Raw genomic sequence first — 14,519 nt, 5'->3', positions numbered from 1 at the left:
GTGGTGTGGCGTCCCGAGGCGCGGGCTGACCGTATTGTGATCATGGATTACATCGCCCAGGACAGCCCCCCTCTAGCGCCACCCCCCACAACTGCCGCACCGCATCCCGTTCCCGCACCAGTTCACTGGCGGGCACGCGTGCCTTTTCCGCCCCCTGCAGCCGCAACGCATGCTGCCGCCGTCGGAACACCCGGTAAGCGTCCGCTACATCGGCCGCCAGCACCACCGGGATCAGGCCCGCCTGTGCCGCCAGCCCCAGCAGCGCAATGTTCCCCAGATTCCCCAACAACTCAGGATGCGCCGCCGACTGGCTGAGCACCAGGAACTGCGTGATGAATTCGATATCGACCATGCCGCCGCGGTCGTGCTTGATGTCGAAGTCGGCGCTGCGGTTGGGGTGGCCCTGCGAGATTTTGTCGCGCATGGACAGCACTTCGCGGCGCAAGGCCTCGATGTCGCGCGGCATGAGCAGAATCCGTTGGCGAAAGGCCTCGAAGCGCGCCCCGATGGCGGGGTCGCCCGCGACGAAGCGGGCGCGGGTGAGCGCCTGGTGTTCCCAGGGCCAGGCCTGCTTGAGCTGGTAGTGCTCGAAGGCGTCGATGGGCAGGGCCAGCAGCCCCGCGTCGCCGTCGGGGCGCAGGCGCAGGTCGATTTCGTACAGCCGACCCGAGGACGTGAGGGTGGCGAGCCACGAGGCCACCCGCCGCCCCAGCTTGGCGTAGCGTTCGCCCGCCTCTTGGTCGGGGTCGTCGTACAGAAAGACCAGATCGAGGTCGGAGGCGTAGCCGATCTCTTTGCCGCCCAGCTTGCCGTACGCGATGATGGCGAAGTGGGGTGTGCCGGGGTTGGCGCGCCGCTCGCGCGGCAGCACCTGCGGCCACACCCGGTGGATGGCCTCGGCCAGCATCAGGTCGGCCAGTGCCGAAAGATGGTCGGCCAAGCCCTCGACGGAAATCGTGTTTTCCAGATCTTGCGCCAGCAGCTGGAATGTCACCTGGTGCTGTACGTCGCGCATCAGGTTCATCTGCTGCTCGACGTCGGGCTGCCCGTCGGGCAGCACGCAGGCGTCCAGGTCGGTGCGCAGCTGTTCGGCCAGCGCCGGGAAGTCGGGCGCCTCCATCAGGCTGCGCCATTCGATCAAGCTGTCGAGCAGCAACGGGTAGCGCGTGAGGTATTGCGAGGCCCAGGGGCTGGCGCTGACGATGCGCGCCACGCGCGCCAGGGTTTCGGGGTATTCGGCCAGCAGCGCCAGGTAGGCGCTGCGCTGGGCGATGTGCTCGACGAGGTCGAGCAGGCGCAGCAGGGTGCCGGGCGGGTTGTCCGTCTGGGTGGCTGCCCGCACCAGGCCGGGCAGCAGGGCCTGCAGCCGTTCCTGGCTGACGCGCGGCAGGCTCTGGATGCGGTGGCTGTCGAGCAGGTGGTCGATGTGCGTCTGCATGTCGCGCGCCTGTTCGTCGGACAGATTGCCTGCGGGCAGGGCTTCGATGACTTCTTCCAGGTCTTGCGCCGGGGCCTCGCCGCCCATGCCCGCGATGCGGAAGGCATCCTGGAAACAGTGGGCGACGTAGGCCCGGTGGCGTTCGAGGACGGCCTGGAAACTGGCCATGTCCGCATGACCCATGGCCTGCGCCAGGGCCGCCATGCCGCTGGGGTCACGCGGCAGCAGGTGGGTCTGTTCGTCCTCGCGGTATTGCAGGCGGTGTTCGAGCCGCCGCAGAAAGCAGTAGGCGTCTTCCAGCCCCCTGGCCTGCGCGTCGTCCAGAATGCCGGCCCGGTGCTGCTTGCGCAGGGCGGCCAGCAGGTTGCGTTGCTGCAGCGAGGGTTGGCGCCCGCCGCGGATCAGCTGGTTGAGCTGAATGACGAATTCCACCTCGCGGATGCCGCCTTCGCCCAGCTTGATATTGTGTTGGGTGTCCACCCCGTGACGCGCGCTGGCGCGCCGCTGCCAGTCTTGGCGGATGCGCTCGCGCAGGCCGCGCAGGGCCGAGAGCGCGTCGAAGTCGAAGTATTTGCGGTAGACGAAGGGGCGGCGCAGGGATTCGAGTGCCTGCCCCTGGCGCGTGAAATGGGTGTCGTCGAACAGCGGGCAGGGGATGAGCCTGGCCTTGAGCCAGGCGTAGCGTTCCCATTCGCGGCCCTGGGCGACCAGATAGTTTTCCAGCGCGGCCAGGCTCCAGGCGAGCGGCCCGCTGTCGCCGTCCGGGCGCAGCCGCAGATCGGTGCGAAAGACGTAGCCGTCGGCATCGAGTTCGGACAGGATCGGCATCATGAGGCGGCAGACTTTGCCGTAGAACTCGTGGTGGCTGATGCGCCGCCGCCCGTCGGTTTCGCCTTCCTCGTCGTACAGCATGATGAGGTCGATGTCCGACGAGACGTTGAGTTCTTTGCCGCCCAGCTTGCCCATGCCCAGGATCAGCATGTCCTGCGGGGCGCCGGTCTCGGGATGGCGCGGCGTGCCGTGGGTTTCCATCAGCGTGCGCATGGCGCAGGCGTAGGCCTGCCCCACGGCCAGATCGGCCAGCGCCGACATGGCGGCCACCACCTCGTGCAGCGGCGCCAGGCCGGCCAGGTCGCGCACCATCAGGGTGTGGAACACGCGCAGGCGCAGCTGCCGCAGCGCGCGCTGCAGGGGGGCGCGCTCGGGCGCCGGGTCGTGCGCCAGCGCCTGCTCGTACCACTGCTGCAGGGTCTTGCGCGTCAGCGGCTCGACGCTGTCGGCAATGAGGCGACCCTGATCCTGGGGATGCGCGGCCAGATGGCGGCGCAGTACGCCGGACCATTGCAAGGCGGGCTCTAATATAATGGCGCTGGGCATTGTTGTTTGGTTTGCAGTTTGCTGAGGCGGTGTCCCGTCTGCTTGTCTCATCCGTCCGAACGCATGAACCACACGGGGTGCCCGGTCCGCCGAGACCAGGCTGGCAGGGGCTCAAACATAACGCAAAACCTGGCATGCGCCAATCCATTTCAACCTTGATTCACCGCTGGGGGCGCCGTGCGCTGGTACTCGCGGTGGGCCTGTACTTCGTGCTGGGGGTGGCGCTGCTCGTGGCGCGCTACGCAGTGGCGCCGACCATCGACGGCTGGCGTCCGCAGATTGCCCAGGCGGCCTCCCGGGCGCTGGGCGAGCAGGTCACGCTGGGGCCCTTGCAGCTCGTCTGGCGGGGTTGGCGTCCACAGTTGCGAGCACGCGACGTCCACATTGCCGATGCCCGCGGACGGCCGCTCTTGACGGTGCCCCAGCTGCAGGCGCAATTCCAGTGGTTGCCCCTGGGGGCGGCGCGGCCCATCGGCCTCAGCCTCGACGTGCGCGGGATGGATCTTTCTATCGAACGGTTGCCCGATGGCCGCCTGCGGGTGCTCGGGCAGGTGCTCGACGACACGGAATCCAGCGGCACGCCCGCCTGGCTTTCGTGGTTGCTGTCGCAGCCCCGCATCGCCTTTCACGCAAGCACCTTGCGCTGGCACGACCGCGTGCGCCAGGCGCCCGAACTGCTGCTGCGCGACGTCGAGGCCGTGCTGCAGCGCCAGGGGCCTCAGGGGCTGGGGCTTGCGCTCGACGCCACCGCACCCGAGGTGGGTTCCGCGCGACTGGCGCTGCGGGCGCGCCTGTCCGACCGTACCGCTCTCGACTCACTGTTGGATCCGCTGCCACCGCGGAGGCCGACACCCTCCGCGGTGGCAGCGGCGTCCCCCGCGCCCGAGGCCGCGTCCGATGGGGCGGCCGCCGGGGTTGGGGATGGCATGGGCCACCTGGGGCAGTTTGGCGCCTGGCTGCACCTGTCGCAGGCGCAGGCACCGGCCTGGCGGGCCTGGCTCGACCTGCCGCCCGAAATGGGCGATGGGCGGCTGGATGCCCGGTTCTGGCTGCAAAGTGAAGCCCAGGCCTCGCCGCAGTCCCCACGGCTGACGGCGCAGATGCGCGTGCAAAACCTGCAGTGGGCGCTGGGCGTCCAGGGCGGGCTGCAGGTGCCCCGCGCCGAAATCTGGGCCCAGGGCGGGCTGGATCAGTGGCGGCAGCTCGCGCAAAGCGAGCGTCCCGGCTCGCAGCCCCGGGTGCAGCCGCAATCGCAACCGCAACCGCAATCTCAGCCTCAGCCCCGGCTCCAGGCACAGTCTCCGGCGCAGCCAGGGACTCCGGTGCAGCCCGAGGCACAGCCGTACCCGCGGCAGAATCCGCCCGACGGGCTGGCTTTCCAGCTGCGTATCGATCAGGCCCGGCTGCGGCAGGCCGATTGGTTCGATCATGCGCTGGACTTCGGCAGCGTGTCGGCCCAGGGGCGGGTGAGCCATGCCGGGCGATGGACGCTCGACCTTCAGCGCTTCGCGTGGCAAAACCCGGATATCGCGCTGCAGGGGGCCGGGCGCTGGTTGGCCGATGGCGGGGCGGGGTCGGCCGATTTTCAGGGCACCATCGCGCGGGCCCGTTTTGATGCCATCCACCGCTATCTGCCGCGCGAAGTCAACGCCGATGCGCGCAGCTGGCTCGAACACGGCCTGCAGGCAGGCACGCTGCAGGATGCCCGCTGGCTGCTGCGGGGCAAGCTGGACGAGTTCCCCTTCACCCAGGATCCCCAGGCCGGCGACTTTCGCGTCTGGGGGCCGTACCGGGATGTGCAGATCGAGTTCGTGCCGCAAGCGCCGGCGCAGCCCGGTGCCGTACAAAACGCTGGTGCCGCGCAGCCCGCCCCCGCAGCGCAGCGCGCGTCTGCCGCAGGGGCGCCCGCCGCCCGCCCGCCCGCCGCACCGCCGTTGTGGCCGCTGCTGGCCCGGATGGACGGCACGGCGGACCTGCACCGCATGGATTTGCGGCTGACGGCCTCGCGCGCCCTGATGGAGCCCATCCAGGGCCAACCCATCGCCTTCAGCGGCCTGCGGGCGCGTATCCCCGATCTTGAACACGACGCTACCTTGCAGGTCTCCGGCCAGACGGCCGCCGATGGCGGCGCCTACCTCGGCCTCATCCGGCAGACGCCGCTGGCGCACATGCTCAGGGGGGTGTTCGACGAGGCGACGGGGGCGGGCGACTGGCGCGTGGCGCTGTCGCTGACCATCCCCCTGATGCATACGCTGGAGACCCGCGTGCAGGGCCGCGTCGATCTGCAAGACGCCACGCTGCGGTTTCTGCCCCAGTCGCCCGCTTTCCAGCAGATCGACGGCAGCCTGCACTTCGACGAGCACGGGGTGAAGATCGCCCAGCCGCTGCAGGCGCGCTGGCTGGGCGGGCCGATGCGGGTGAGCGGCGCGCTGGGCGGCAGCGGCGCGTCCGGGCTGGCCTTGCACGGGCGCGTGACGTCCGCCGCCCTGGCCGCTTTCGTCGGCGTGCCGGGGATGCGACGGATCACGGGGACGGCGGACTATCAGGCGCGGCTTGCACAGCAGGGGCACGACTACGTGCTGGATCTCGAATCGGACACGCGCGGCCTGGCGCTGGATTTTCCGGCCCCTCTGGCCAAGCCCGACACCGAGCCGCGCAGCCTGCGGGTGCGCTGGTCGGACGCGGACGCACAGGCCGACACGCTCGATGTCCACTATGGCGCCGACGTCGTGCTGGCGCTGCGCCATCCGCGCGGCCAGAAGACGGGGCCTTATTTCCAGCAGGCCGCCATCGGCATCGGCCAGGCGCCCGACACCCAGGCCGACGGCCTGCGCCTGAGCCTGTCCTATCCGCTCTTCGACCTGGACTACTGGAACCGCCTCGTCAACGAGTTCTCGATCCCGCGCCGCGGCCAGACTTCTGTGGCCAAGGGGGCGGCGCGCAGGCCCCTGTGGCCCGATCTGGCCCTGCTCAGCCTGCAGACCGACCAGCTGCGCCTGCTCGACACCCGCCTCGATCAGGCCGTCCTGCGCGTGACGCGCACGCCCGCCGAGCAGTGGTCGATGAATCTGCGCTCGCGGCAGACCACCGGTACGCTCAAGTGGCAAGAGCAGGACGGCAAGGTGGTGGGGCGCATGTCGGGGCGCTTTGCGCGCCTGAGCCTGGGCGACGATCCGCGCGACTCGCATTCGCTGCTGCCGCAGGCCGACCCGGATGACGAGACGGTCGTCGATGACGATCTGGATATCCCGGGCATCGTTCTGCAGGCCGACGAGCTGCGCCTCTATGGCCGCGCCATGGGGGCTTTGGCGCTCGAGGGCACGCGCGACCGCGCACGGCACGACTGGGTGCTGAGCCACCTGCGCATGGGCGACGATGCCGCGCTGCTGCAGGGCACGGGCGTCTGGCGCCTGCGCGGCCCCGACCGGGGGCTGACGCTCAAGGCGGACGTCGCGGCCAGCGACCTGGGCGAGTGGCTGACCCGGGCCGGCTGGCCCGGCATGCTGTCGGGCGGGCAGGGCAGCCTCAAGGGGCAGTTCGAGTGGCGCAACCTGCCCTGGCACCACGACAAGGCCGACCTGCAAGGCCAGCTGCAGATCGAGCTGGGCAAGGGGCGTTTTCTCAAGATCGGCTCGCAGACGGCCAAGCTGCTGGAGGTGCTGTCCCTGCAGTCGCTTACCCGCCTCAACCGTCTCGAACAAGGCCTGCTGGGCCTGCCCAAGGACGGTTTCCCCTTTGACCGACTGCTGGGCTCACTCAGCCTGCGCCAGGGGGTCGTGCAGGCGCACGACTACAAGGTGATCGGCCCGGTGGGCACCATTTTGCTTGAAGGCGATACCAACATCCTCGACAAGACCTTCAACCTGCAGGCCGTCATCGTGCCCAATCTGGACATCAGCGGCGCGGCGCTGGCCGCCGGCATCGCCATCAACCCGCTGGTGGGGCTGGGCGCCTTCGTCACCCAGTGGCTGCTCAAGACGCCGCTGGCCAAGGCCATGACGCTGCGCTATCACGTGACGGGCACCTGGGACGACCCAAAAATCCAGGACGTGCCGGTGGCTCAGGCACAGCAGTCGGTCAAGCCTGCGTCGTAAGCGGCGCCCGCGCGGCGGTCGGCGTCCCGCCCCGCAATGGCCCTGTGCGGCGGCTTGCCGTGGACAAGAAAAAAGCTCCCGAGGGAGCTTTTTTCACGGATGTGCTGACATCTGTGTGGCGGGCATTTAGTACACCCCTTGGGCCAGCATGGCGTCGGCAACCTTGACGAAGCCGGCGATATTGGCGCCGTTGAGGTAGTTGACCTGGCCGTCGTCGCTGCCGTAGCGCACGCAGTTTTCGTGGATGTCGCGCATGATGGCATGCAGCTTGGCGTCCACTTCTTCGCGTGTCCAGGACAGGCGCTGGGCGTTTTGGCTCATTTCGAGACCGGAGACCGCCACGCCGCCCGCGTTGCTGGCCTTGCCCGGCGCATACAGCACGCCCGCCGCGATGAAGGCGTTGGCGGCTTCGATGCTGGAGGGCATGTTGGCGCCTTCGGCCACGCAGCGCACGCCGTTGGCGATGAGCGTCTTGGCGTCTTCGATTTCGAGTTCGTTTTGCGTGGCGCAGGGCAGGGCCACGTCCACCGGCACGTGCCAGGGGCGCTTGCCGTCTTCGTAGGTGAGGCCGAACTGCTTGGCGTATTCTTCGACGTTGCCGCGCTTTTGCGTCTTGATCTCGATGAGGGCGGCCAGCTTTTCGGGCGTGAAGCCTTCGGGGTCGACCACGCAGCCGTGCGAGTCGGACACCGTGACCACGCGGGCGCCCAGCTGCATGCATTTTTCGATGGCGTATTGCGCCACGTTGCCCGAGCCCGAGACCGAGACGCGGTAGCCTTCGAGCGACTGGCCGGATTTCTTGAGCATTTCTTCGGCAAAGTAGACCACGCCGTAGCCCGTGGCTTCGGGACGGATGAGGCTGCCGCCGAAGGTGAGGCCTTTGCCCGTGAACACGCTGCCCGTCTGGTTGGAGAGCTTTTTCATCATGCCCGCCATGAAGCCCACTTCGCGCGCACCCACGCCGATGTCGCCCGCCGGCACGTCGGTGTCGGGGCCCAGGTGGCGGAAGAGTTCGGTCATGAGCGCCTGGCAGAAGCGCATCACTTCGGCGTCGGACTTGCCCTTGGGGTCGAAGTCGGAGCCACCCTTGCCGCTGCCCATGGGCAGGGTGGTGAGCGCGTTCTTGAAGGTTTGCTCGAAGGCCAGGAACTTGAGGATGGACAGGTTCACCGAGGGGTGAAAGCGCATGCCGCCCTTGTAGGGACCGATGGCCGAGCTGTGCTGGATGCGAAAGCCGCGGTTGACGCGGGTGTGGCCGGTGTCGTCCATCCAGCAGACGCGGAACTGGAATGCGCGTTCGGGTTCGACGATGCGTTCGAGCAAAGCCTGGCTGGCGTAACGCGGATTTTTCTGGATGAAAGGCCACAGGCTGTGCATGACTTCTTTGACAGCCTGCATGAATTCGGGCTGATGGGGGTCGCGTGCCTGTAGCTGGCTGAGAAACTGCTCGACGGAAGGAAGACTCATGAAAGATGCTCGCTTATTTCTTCATCATGTCAAAAAATTCGGCGTTGTTTTTGGTGGCCCGGATTTTGTCCAGGATGAATTCCATGGCCTCGATCTCATCCATGTCGTGGATGAATTTGCGTAGCACCCAGACTTTTTGTAAAAGTTCGGGTTTGATCAGGAGCTCTTCGCGACGCGTGCCGGATTTGTTCAGGTTGATGGCCGGGTAAATACGTTTCTCGGCCAATCGGCGTTCGAGGTGCACTTCGGAGTTGCCGGTGCCCTTGAATTCCTCGTAGATCACTTCGTCCATACGGCTGCCGGTTTCGATCAGGGCCGTGCCGATGATGGTGAGCGAGCCGCCTTCTTCAAGGTTGCGCGCGGCACCGAAGAAGCGCTTGGGACGCTGCAGGGCATTGGCATCGACCCCGCCGGTGAGCACCTTGCCCGAGGCCGGAACCACGGTGTTGTAGGCGCGTGCCAGCCGGGTGATCGAATCCAGCAGAATGACAACGTCCTTTTTTAACTCAACCAGGCGCTTGGCCTTCTCAATGACCATTTCGGCGACCTGCACATGGCGGGTGGCCGGCTCGTCGAACGTGGAGGCCACCACCTCGCCGCGCACGGTGCGCTGCATCTCGGTGACTTCTTCCGGGCGCTCGTCCACCAGCAGCACGATCATGACGGCATCGGGATAGTTGCTGGTGATGGCGTGCGCGATGTGCTGCATCATCACGGTCTTGCCCGACTTGGGGCTGGCGACGATGAGCGCGCGCTGACCCTTGCCGATGGGGGCGAAGATGTCCATGATGCGCCCGGTGATGTTTTCTTTGCTCTTGATGTCGCGTTCGAGCACCATCGGCACGTCGGGGTGCAGCGGCGTGAGATTCTCGAACATGATCCGGTGCTTGATGGCCTCGGGCTGCATGCCGTTGACCTTGTCGACCTTGACCAGCGCGAAGTAGCGTTCGCCGTCTTTGGGGGTGCGCACCTCGCCCTCGATGGAGTCGCCGGTGTGCAGGTTGAAGCGGCGGATTTGCGACGGCGAGATGTAGATGTCGTCGGTGCTGGCCAGGTACGAGGTGTCTGGCGAGCGCAGGAAACCGAAGCCGTCGGGCAGCACCTCGAGCACGCCGTCACCGAAGATCTGTTCGCCCTGCTTGGCGCGGCGTTTCATGATGGCAAACATCAGTTCCTGTTTGCGCAGCCGGCTGGCGTTGTCGATCTCGAGACCGGCGGCCATGTCGAGCAGCTGCGAAACGTGCAGCGCTTTGAGTTCGTTCAGGTGCATGGGAAAGGGAGAAAAGGAAGAAACAAACGTCGGGTTGACGGCGGGCCAGGAACGGGCCCGCGCGTGAGGTCAACGCAACAGGTAGGGGAGACTAGAGGGATTCGTCGAGAAACGCCTGCAGCTGGCTACGGGACAGGGCGCCCACCTTGGTGGCGGCAACCTTGCCGTCTTTGAACAGCATGAGCGTGGGGATGCCACGGATGCCGTACTTGCTGGCGCTGTCGGGGTTGTCATCGACGTTGAGCTTGGCGATGGTGACCCGGCCCTGGTATTGCTTAGCGGCTTCATCGAGCAGCGGGGCGACCATCTTGCAGGGGCCGCACCATTCGGCCCAGTAGTCGACGAGAACGGGAAGATCGGATTGGAGCACGTCGTCCTGGAAGGACGTGTCGCTTACGTGCTTGATGGAGTCGCTCATAGTGTGTGCGGTCAGTGCGCAAATGCTGGAAAAGGGAAGGCGGGGGCCAGATTGTGTAATCGCGCAGCGGGGCGCGGCGGGCCCGATGTCGATAAGCATACCATTATCTTCGTAAAATGGTGGTCTTTTTGATGGTTGATGGGGCATATTCGTGAGCACTGCACGCTACGACGAATCGTCGATTCGGGTTCTGAAGGGGCTGGAGCCAGTACGCCAGCGGCCCGGGATGTATACGCGCACCGACAATCCGCTGCATATCGTCCAGGAAGTGATCGACAACGCGGCGGACGAGGCCCTGGCGGGCTTTGGCCACCGCATTGCCGTCACGCTGCATGCCGATGGCAGCGTGTCGGTGGAAGACGACGGGCGCGGCATCCCGGTGGGCGAGCACCCCGAAGAACACGCGCCGGTGGTCGAACTCGTGTTCACGCGCCTGCACGCGGGCGGCAAATTCAACAAGGCTGACGGCGGCGCCTACGCGTTTTCGGGCGGTCTGCACGGGGTGGGGGTGTCGGTCACCAACGCGCTGTCTGGTCGGCTGGAAGTCACGGTGTGGCGCGACGGCGGCGAATACCGCATCGTCTTTGCCGATGGGGCCGTGGTCGAACCGCTCCGCCAGGTGGGGGCCGTGGGCAAGCGCCGCTCGGGCACGCGCGTGCGCGCCTGGCCCGACGCCCGCTATTTCGACCAGGCGCAGATCCCGCTGGGCGAGCTTGAACACGCCCTGCGCAGCAAGGCCGTGCTGCTGCCCGGCACGCGCGTCACGCTGACGTTGGAAAAATCGGGCCAGCAGCGCGAATGGCACTACGAGGCGGGCCTGAAGGGTTACCTGAGCGAGGCCTTGGCGGGCACCGAGCCCCTGGTGCCGCTGTTTGCCGGCCAGCAGTACGCCGCCGAAGACGACGAGCAGTACGCGCTGGGCGAGGGCGCCCAGTGGGTGCTGGCCTGGACGGCCGAAGGCGCGGTGGTGCGCGAGTCGTACGTCAACCTGATCGCCACGCCCGCGGGTGGCACGCACGAATCGGGCCTGCGCGAGGGCCTGTTCACGGCGGTCAAGTCGTTTGCCGAGCTGCACAATCTGCTGCCCAAGGGCATCCGCTTGTTGCCTGAAGACGTCTTTGCCCGGGCCAGTTTCGTGTTGTCGGCCAAGGTGCTCGACCCGCAGTTCCAGGGGCAGATCAAAGAGCGGCTGAACAGCCGCGACGCCGTGCGCCTGGTGGGCGGTTTCGTGCGCAATGCGTTGGAACTCTGGCTGCACGCCAACGTGGAATACGGCAAGCGCCTGGCCGAACTGGCCATCGGCCAGGCGCAGGCGCGCACCCGGGCGGCGCGCAAGGTGGAAAAGCGCAAGGGCTCGGGCGTGGCGGTGCTGCCGGGCAAGCTCACCGATTGCGAATCGTCGGACGCCGCGCGCACCGAAGTGTTTCTGGTCGAGGGCGATTCGGCGGGCGGCTCGGCCAAGATGGGGCGCGACAAAGAATTTCAGGCCATTTTGCCCTTGCGCGGCAAAATCCTGAACGCCTGGGAGGTCGAGCGCGACCGCCTCTTTGCCAACAACGAAATCCACGATATTTCCGTGGCGATCGGCGTCGATCCCCACGCGCCGGGGCAGGACGTCGATCTGTCGGGCCTGCGCTATGGGCGCATCTGCATTCTGTCGGATGCCGACGTCGATGGCGCGCACATTCAGGTCTTGCTGCTGACGCTGTTCCTGCGCCATTTCCCGCGCCTCATCGAAGCGGGCCATGTGTATATCGCCCGCCCGCCGCTGTTTCGGGTGGACGTGCCCGCCGCAGGCAAGCGCCCGGCGCGCAAGCTGTACTGTCTTGATCAGCTCGAACTCGATGCCGTGCAGGAAAAGCTGCGCGGCGAAGGCGTACGCGAAGGCGCCTGGCGCATCAGCCGCTTCAAGGGCCTGGGCGAGATGAATGCCGAGCAGCTCTGGGACACCACGCTGAACCCGGACACGCGCCGTCTGGCGCGGGTGCGCCACGGTGACACCGGGCGTCCGGATTCGGTACGGATGTTCGACATGCTGATGGCGCGCGGCGAGGCCAATCAGCGGCGCAGCTGGCTCGAAGAAAAGGGCAACCTGGCCGAACTGGACGTGTAAGGAAAACCGATGGATGCAAACATGCCGAGCCTGCCGGATGCAGGCGGTGATGAATCGCTGGTGCTGGCCCAGTATGCCGAACAGGCCTACCTGGATTACGCCGTTTCGGTGGTGCGCGGACGCGCCCTGCCCGAGGTGTCGGACGGCCAGAAACCCGTACAGCGGCGCATTCTGTATGCCATGGACGCCATGGGGCTGGGGCCGCAGGCCCGGCCCGTGAAGTCGGCCCGGGTGGTGGGCGACGTGCTGGGCAAGTATCATCCGCACGGCGATCAGGCCGCCTACGATGCCATGGTGCGCATGGCGCAAGACTTCGTGCTGCGCTATCCGCTCATCGATGGTCAGGGTAATTTTGGTTCGCGCGACGGCGACAACGCCGCGGCCATGCGCTATACCGAAGCGCGCCTGACGCCGTTTTCGCGCCTGCTGCTCGACGAGCTCGACGAGGGCACGGTCGATTTCACGCCCAACTACGACGGCAGCCAGCAAGAGCCGGTGTGCCTGCCCGCGCGCCTGCCCATCATGCTGCTCAACGGTGCTTCGGGCATCGCTGTGGGCATGGCCACCGAAATCCCCTCGCACAATCTGCGCGAAGTGGCCAAGGCCTGCGTGGCGCTGTTGCGCAAGCCTGGGCTGGATGATGCCGATCTCTACGCCCTGGTGCCAGGGCCGGATTTTCCCGGCGGCGGACAGATCATCTCCGCGCCCGAGGACATCGCGCAAATCTACGCCACGGGGCGCGGCACACTGAAGGCGCGGGCGCGCTGGCACTTTGAAGAACTGGCGCGCGGCCAGTGGCAGCTGGTGGTCACCGAACTGCCGCCCGGCGCTTCGTCGCAGAAAATCCTCGAAACCATCGAAGAACTGACCAACCCCAAGCCGCGCGCGGGCAAAAAGACGCTGTCGGCCGAGCAGCAGCAAAACCGCGCCCTGGTGCTGGGTCTGCTCGACACCGTGCGCGACGAATCGGGCAAGGATGCGCCCGTGCGCCTGGTGTTCGAGCCCAAGTCGCGCACCATCGACCGCACGGAATTCGTCAATCTCCTGCTGGTGCGCACCGGCCTGGAAGGCAATGTGTCGCTCAACCTGGTGTGCATCGATACCGATGGGCGGCCCGGCCAGCGCAGCCTGCGCCAGGTGCTCGAATCCTGGCTGGCGTTTCGCGCGCAGACCGTCACGCGGCGTACGCGCCACCGGCTCGACAAGGTGCTCGACCGCATCCACATCCTGGAAGGGCGCAGCATCGTCTACCTCAACGTCGATGAGGTCATCCGCGTCATCCGCGAGGCCGAAGAGCCGCGCGCCGCGCTGATGCAACGCTTTGCGCTCAGTGAACGCCAGGCCGACGACATTCTGGAAATGCGCTTGCGCCAGCTGGCCCGCCTGGAGGGCATCCGCATCGAACAAGAGCTGGCCCAGAAGCGTGAAGACCAACAGGCCTTGCAGGATCTGCTGGACAACCCCGAGGCCTTCAAGCGCCTGATGATCCGCGAGATCGAGACCGACGCCAAGCAGTACGGCGACGATCGGCGCACGCTCATCGAGGCTGCCGACCGGGCCGTGCTGGAAGCGCAGGTGGTTGACGAACCGGTCACCGTCGTCATGTCGCAAAAGGGCTGGCTGCGTGTGCGCCAGGGCCATGGGCACGACGCCAGCCAGTTCAGCTTCAAGACCGGCGATGCGCTCTACGACGTGGTCGAATGCCGCAGCACGCAAGACCTGCTGGCCCTCTCCAGCACTGGGCGCAGCTATTGCGTGCCGGTGTCCAGCCTGCCGTCGGCCCGGGGCGATGGTCAGCCCGTCACCGCGATGCTGACGCTGGAGGCGGGCAGCCGCATCGTGCACATGCTGGTGGCGCCGCCCGAGCAGCGCGTGCTGCTGGGCGTGGCCTCGGGCTACGGCTTCGTGGCGCGCGTGGGCGACCTGGCCACGCGCCAGCATGCGGGCAAGCAGTTCATCACGGTCGAAAAGGGCGACACCCTGCTCAAGCCGCTGCTGTTGCGCGCCGACGACCAGGCCGTGGCCCTGTTCAGCGAGAAAGGCAAGTTCCTCGTGGTGGCGCTGGACGAGTTCAAGGTGCTCTCGGGCGGTGGGCGCGGCACCATTCTCATGGGGCTGGATACCGGCGACCGTCTGGCCCAATGGGCCGGGGTGGGGCCCACGGGGCTCGTGCTGCGCGGCGTCTATCGCGCCCGCGACACTGAACTCGTGCTGTCGCCGGACGATCTGGCCGAGTACACCGGGCGCCGGGCGCGCAAGGGCAAGCTGCTGGATGTGAAGATCAAGCAGCCCAGCCTGTTTGCCAAGTAGGCCGGGCGGTTCACGCGCGATAGAATGCCTGC

At 67.0% G+C, this 14,519-nt stretch carries 7 protein-coding genes; 3 read left to right on the top strand and 4 right to left on the bottom strand.

Annotated features, from left to right (window positions below; genetic code table 11):
• Nucleotides 1–40 precede the first annotated feature (40 nt).
• Complete coding sequence (gene glnE, locus CCA01S_RS04255) at nucleotides 41–2,815, bottom strand: bifunctional [glutamate--ammonia ligase]-adenylyl-L-tyrosine phosphorylase/[glutamate--ammonia-ligase] adenylyltransferase (RefSeq protein WP_066454532.1); 2,775 nt, start codon at nucleotides 2,813–2,815, stop codon at nucleotides 41–43.
• 134 nt (nucleotides 2,816–2,949) lie between these two features.
• Between glnE and CCA01S_RS04250 the strand changes: the two genes are divergently transcribed.
• On the top strand, nucleotides 2,950–6,909 hold the full coding sequence (locus CCA01S_RS04250) for a YhdP family protein (RefSeq protein WP_066454525.1): 3,960 nt from the start codon (nucleotides 2,950–2,952) through the stop codon (nucleotides 6,907–6,909).
• Between the two features lie 126 nt (nucleotides 6,910–7,035).
• Here CCA01S_RS04250 and gdhA read toward each other — a convergent pair whose 3' ends face one another.
• The 3 genes from gdhA to trxA form a co-directional block, all read right to left on the bottom strand.
• Nucleotides 7,036–8,376 carry an NADP-specific glutamate dehydrogenase gene (gdhA, locus tag CCA01S_RS04245; RefSeq protein WP_066454523.1) on the bottom strand — a complete coding sequence of 447 codons (1,341 nt, stop codon included), beginning with the start codon at nucleotides 8,374–8,376 and terminating at the stop codon, nucleotides 7,036–7,038.
• Nucleotides 8,377–8,389: 13 nt separating this feature from the next.
• The gene (gene rho / locus CCA01S_RS04240) at nucleotides 8,390–9,646 is read right to left on the bottom strand and encodes a transcription termination factor Rho (protein WP_066454522.1); all 1,257 of its coding nucleotides are present in this window, start codon (nucleotides 9,644–9,646) and stop codon (nucleotides 8,390–8,392) included.
• 91 nt (nucleotides 9,647–9,737) lie between these two features.
• Nucleotides 9,738–10,064: a thioredoxin TrxA gene (gene trxA / locus CCA01S_RS04235; RefSeq protein WP_066454520.1), complete on the bottom strand. Its 327-nt coding sequence runs from the start codon at nucleotides 10,062–10,064 to the stop codon at nucleotides 9,738–9,740.
• A gap of 151 nt (nucleotides 10,065–10,215) precedes the next feature.
• Here trxA and CCA01S_RS04230 point away from each other — a divergent pair, with 151 nt between their 5' ends.
• Together CCA01S_RS04230 and parC are read left to right on the top strand one after the other, a co-directional pair.
• Nucleotides 10,216–12,177: a DNA topoisomerase IV subunit B gene (locus CCA01S_RS04230; protein WP_066454518.1), complete on the top strand. Its 1,962-nt coding sequence runs from the start codon at nucleotides 10,216–10,218 to the stop codon at nucleotides 12,175–12,177.
• 9 nt (nucleotides 12,178–12,186) lie between these two features.
• Nucleotides 12,187–14,487 (top strand): DNA topoisomerase IV subunit A, encoded by a 2,301-nt coding sequence (parC, locus tag CCA01S_RS04225; protein WP_066454516.1) that lies wholly within the window; start codon nucleotides 12,187–12,189, stop codon nucleotides 14,485–14,487.
• Nucleotides 14,488–14,519 lie beyond the last annotated feature (32 nt).

Origin of the sequence: Castellaniella caeni NBRC 101664, from assembly GCF_001592225.1 — a bacterium.
Classification (GTDB): Bacteria; Pseudomonadota; Gammaproteobacteria; order Burkholderiales; family Burkholderiaceae_B; genus Castellaniella; species Castellaniella caeni.
The sequence above is the reverse complement of the archived record's forward strand: the minus strand, read 5'-3'. Positions and strand labels throughout refer to the sequence as shown.

Coding starts and splice junctions, on each gene's coding strand:
- glnE (WP_066454532.1), bottom strand. CDS start 2,815: ATGCCCAGCGCCATTATATTAGAGCCCGCCTTGCAATGGTCCGGCGTA.
- CCA01S_RS04250 (WP_066454525.1), top strand. CDS start 2,950: ATGCGCCAATCCATTTCAACCTTGATTCACCGCTGGGGGCGCCGTGCG.
- gdhA (WP_066454523.1), bottom strand. CDS start 8,376: ATGAGTCTTCCTTCCGTCGAGCAGTTTCTCAGCCAGCTACAGGCACGC.
- rho (WP_066454522.1), bottom strand. CDS start 9,646: ATGCACCTGAACGAACTCAAAGCGCTGCACGTTTCGCAGCTGCTCGAC.
- trxA (WP_066454520.1), bottom strand. CDS start 10,064: ATGAGCGACTCCATCAAGCACGTAAGCGACACGTCCTTCCAGGACGAC.
- parC (WP_066454516.1), top strand. CDS start 12,187: ATGGATGCAAACATGCCGAGCCTGCCGGATGCAGGCGGTGATGAATCG.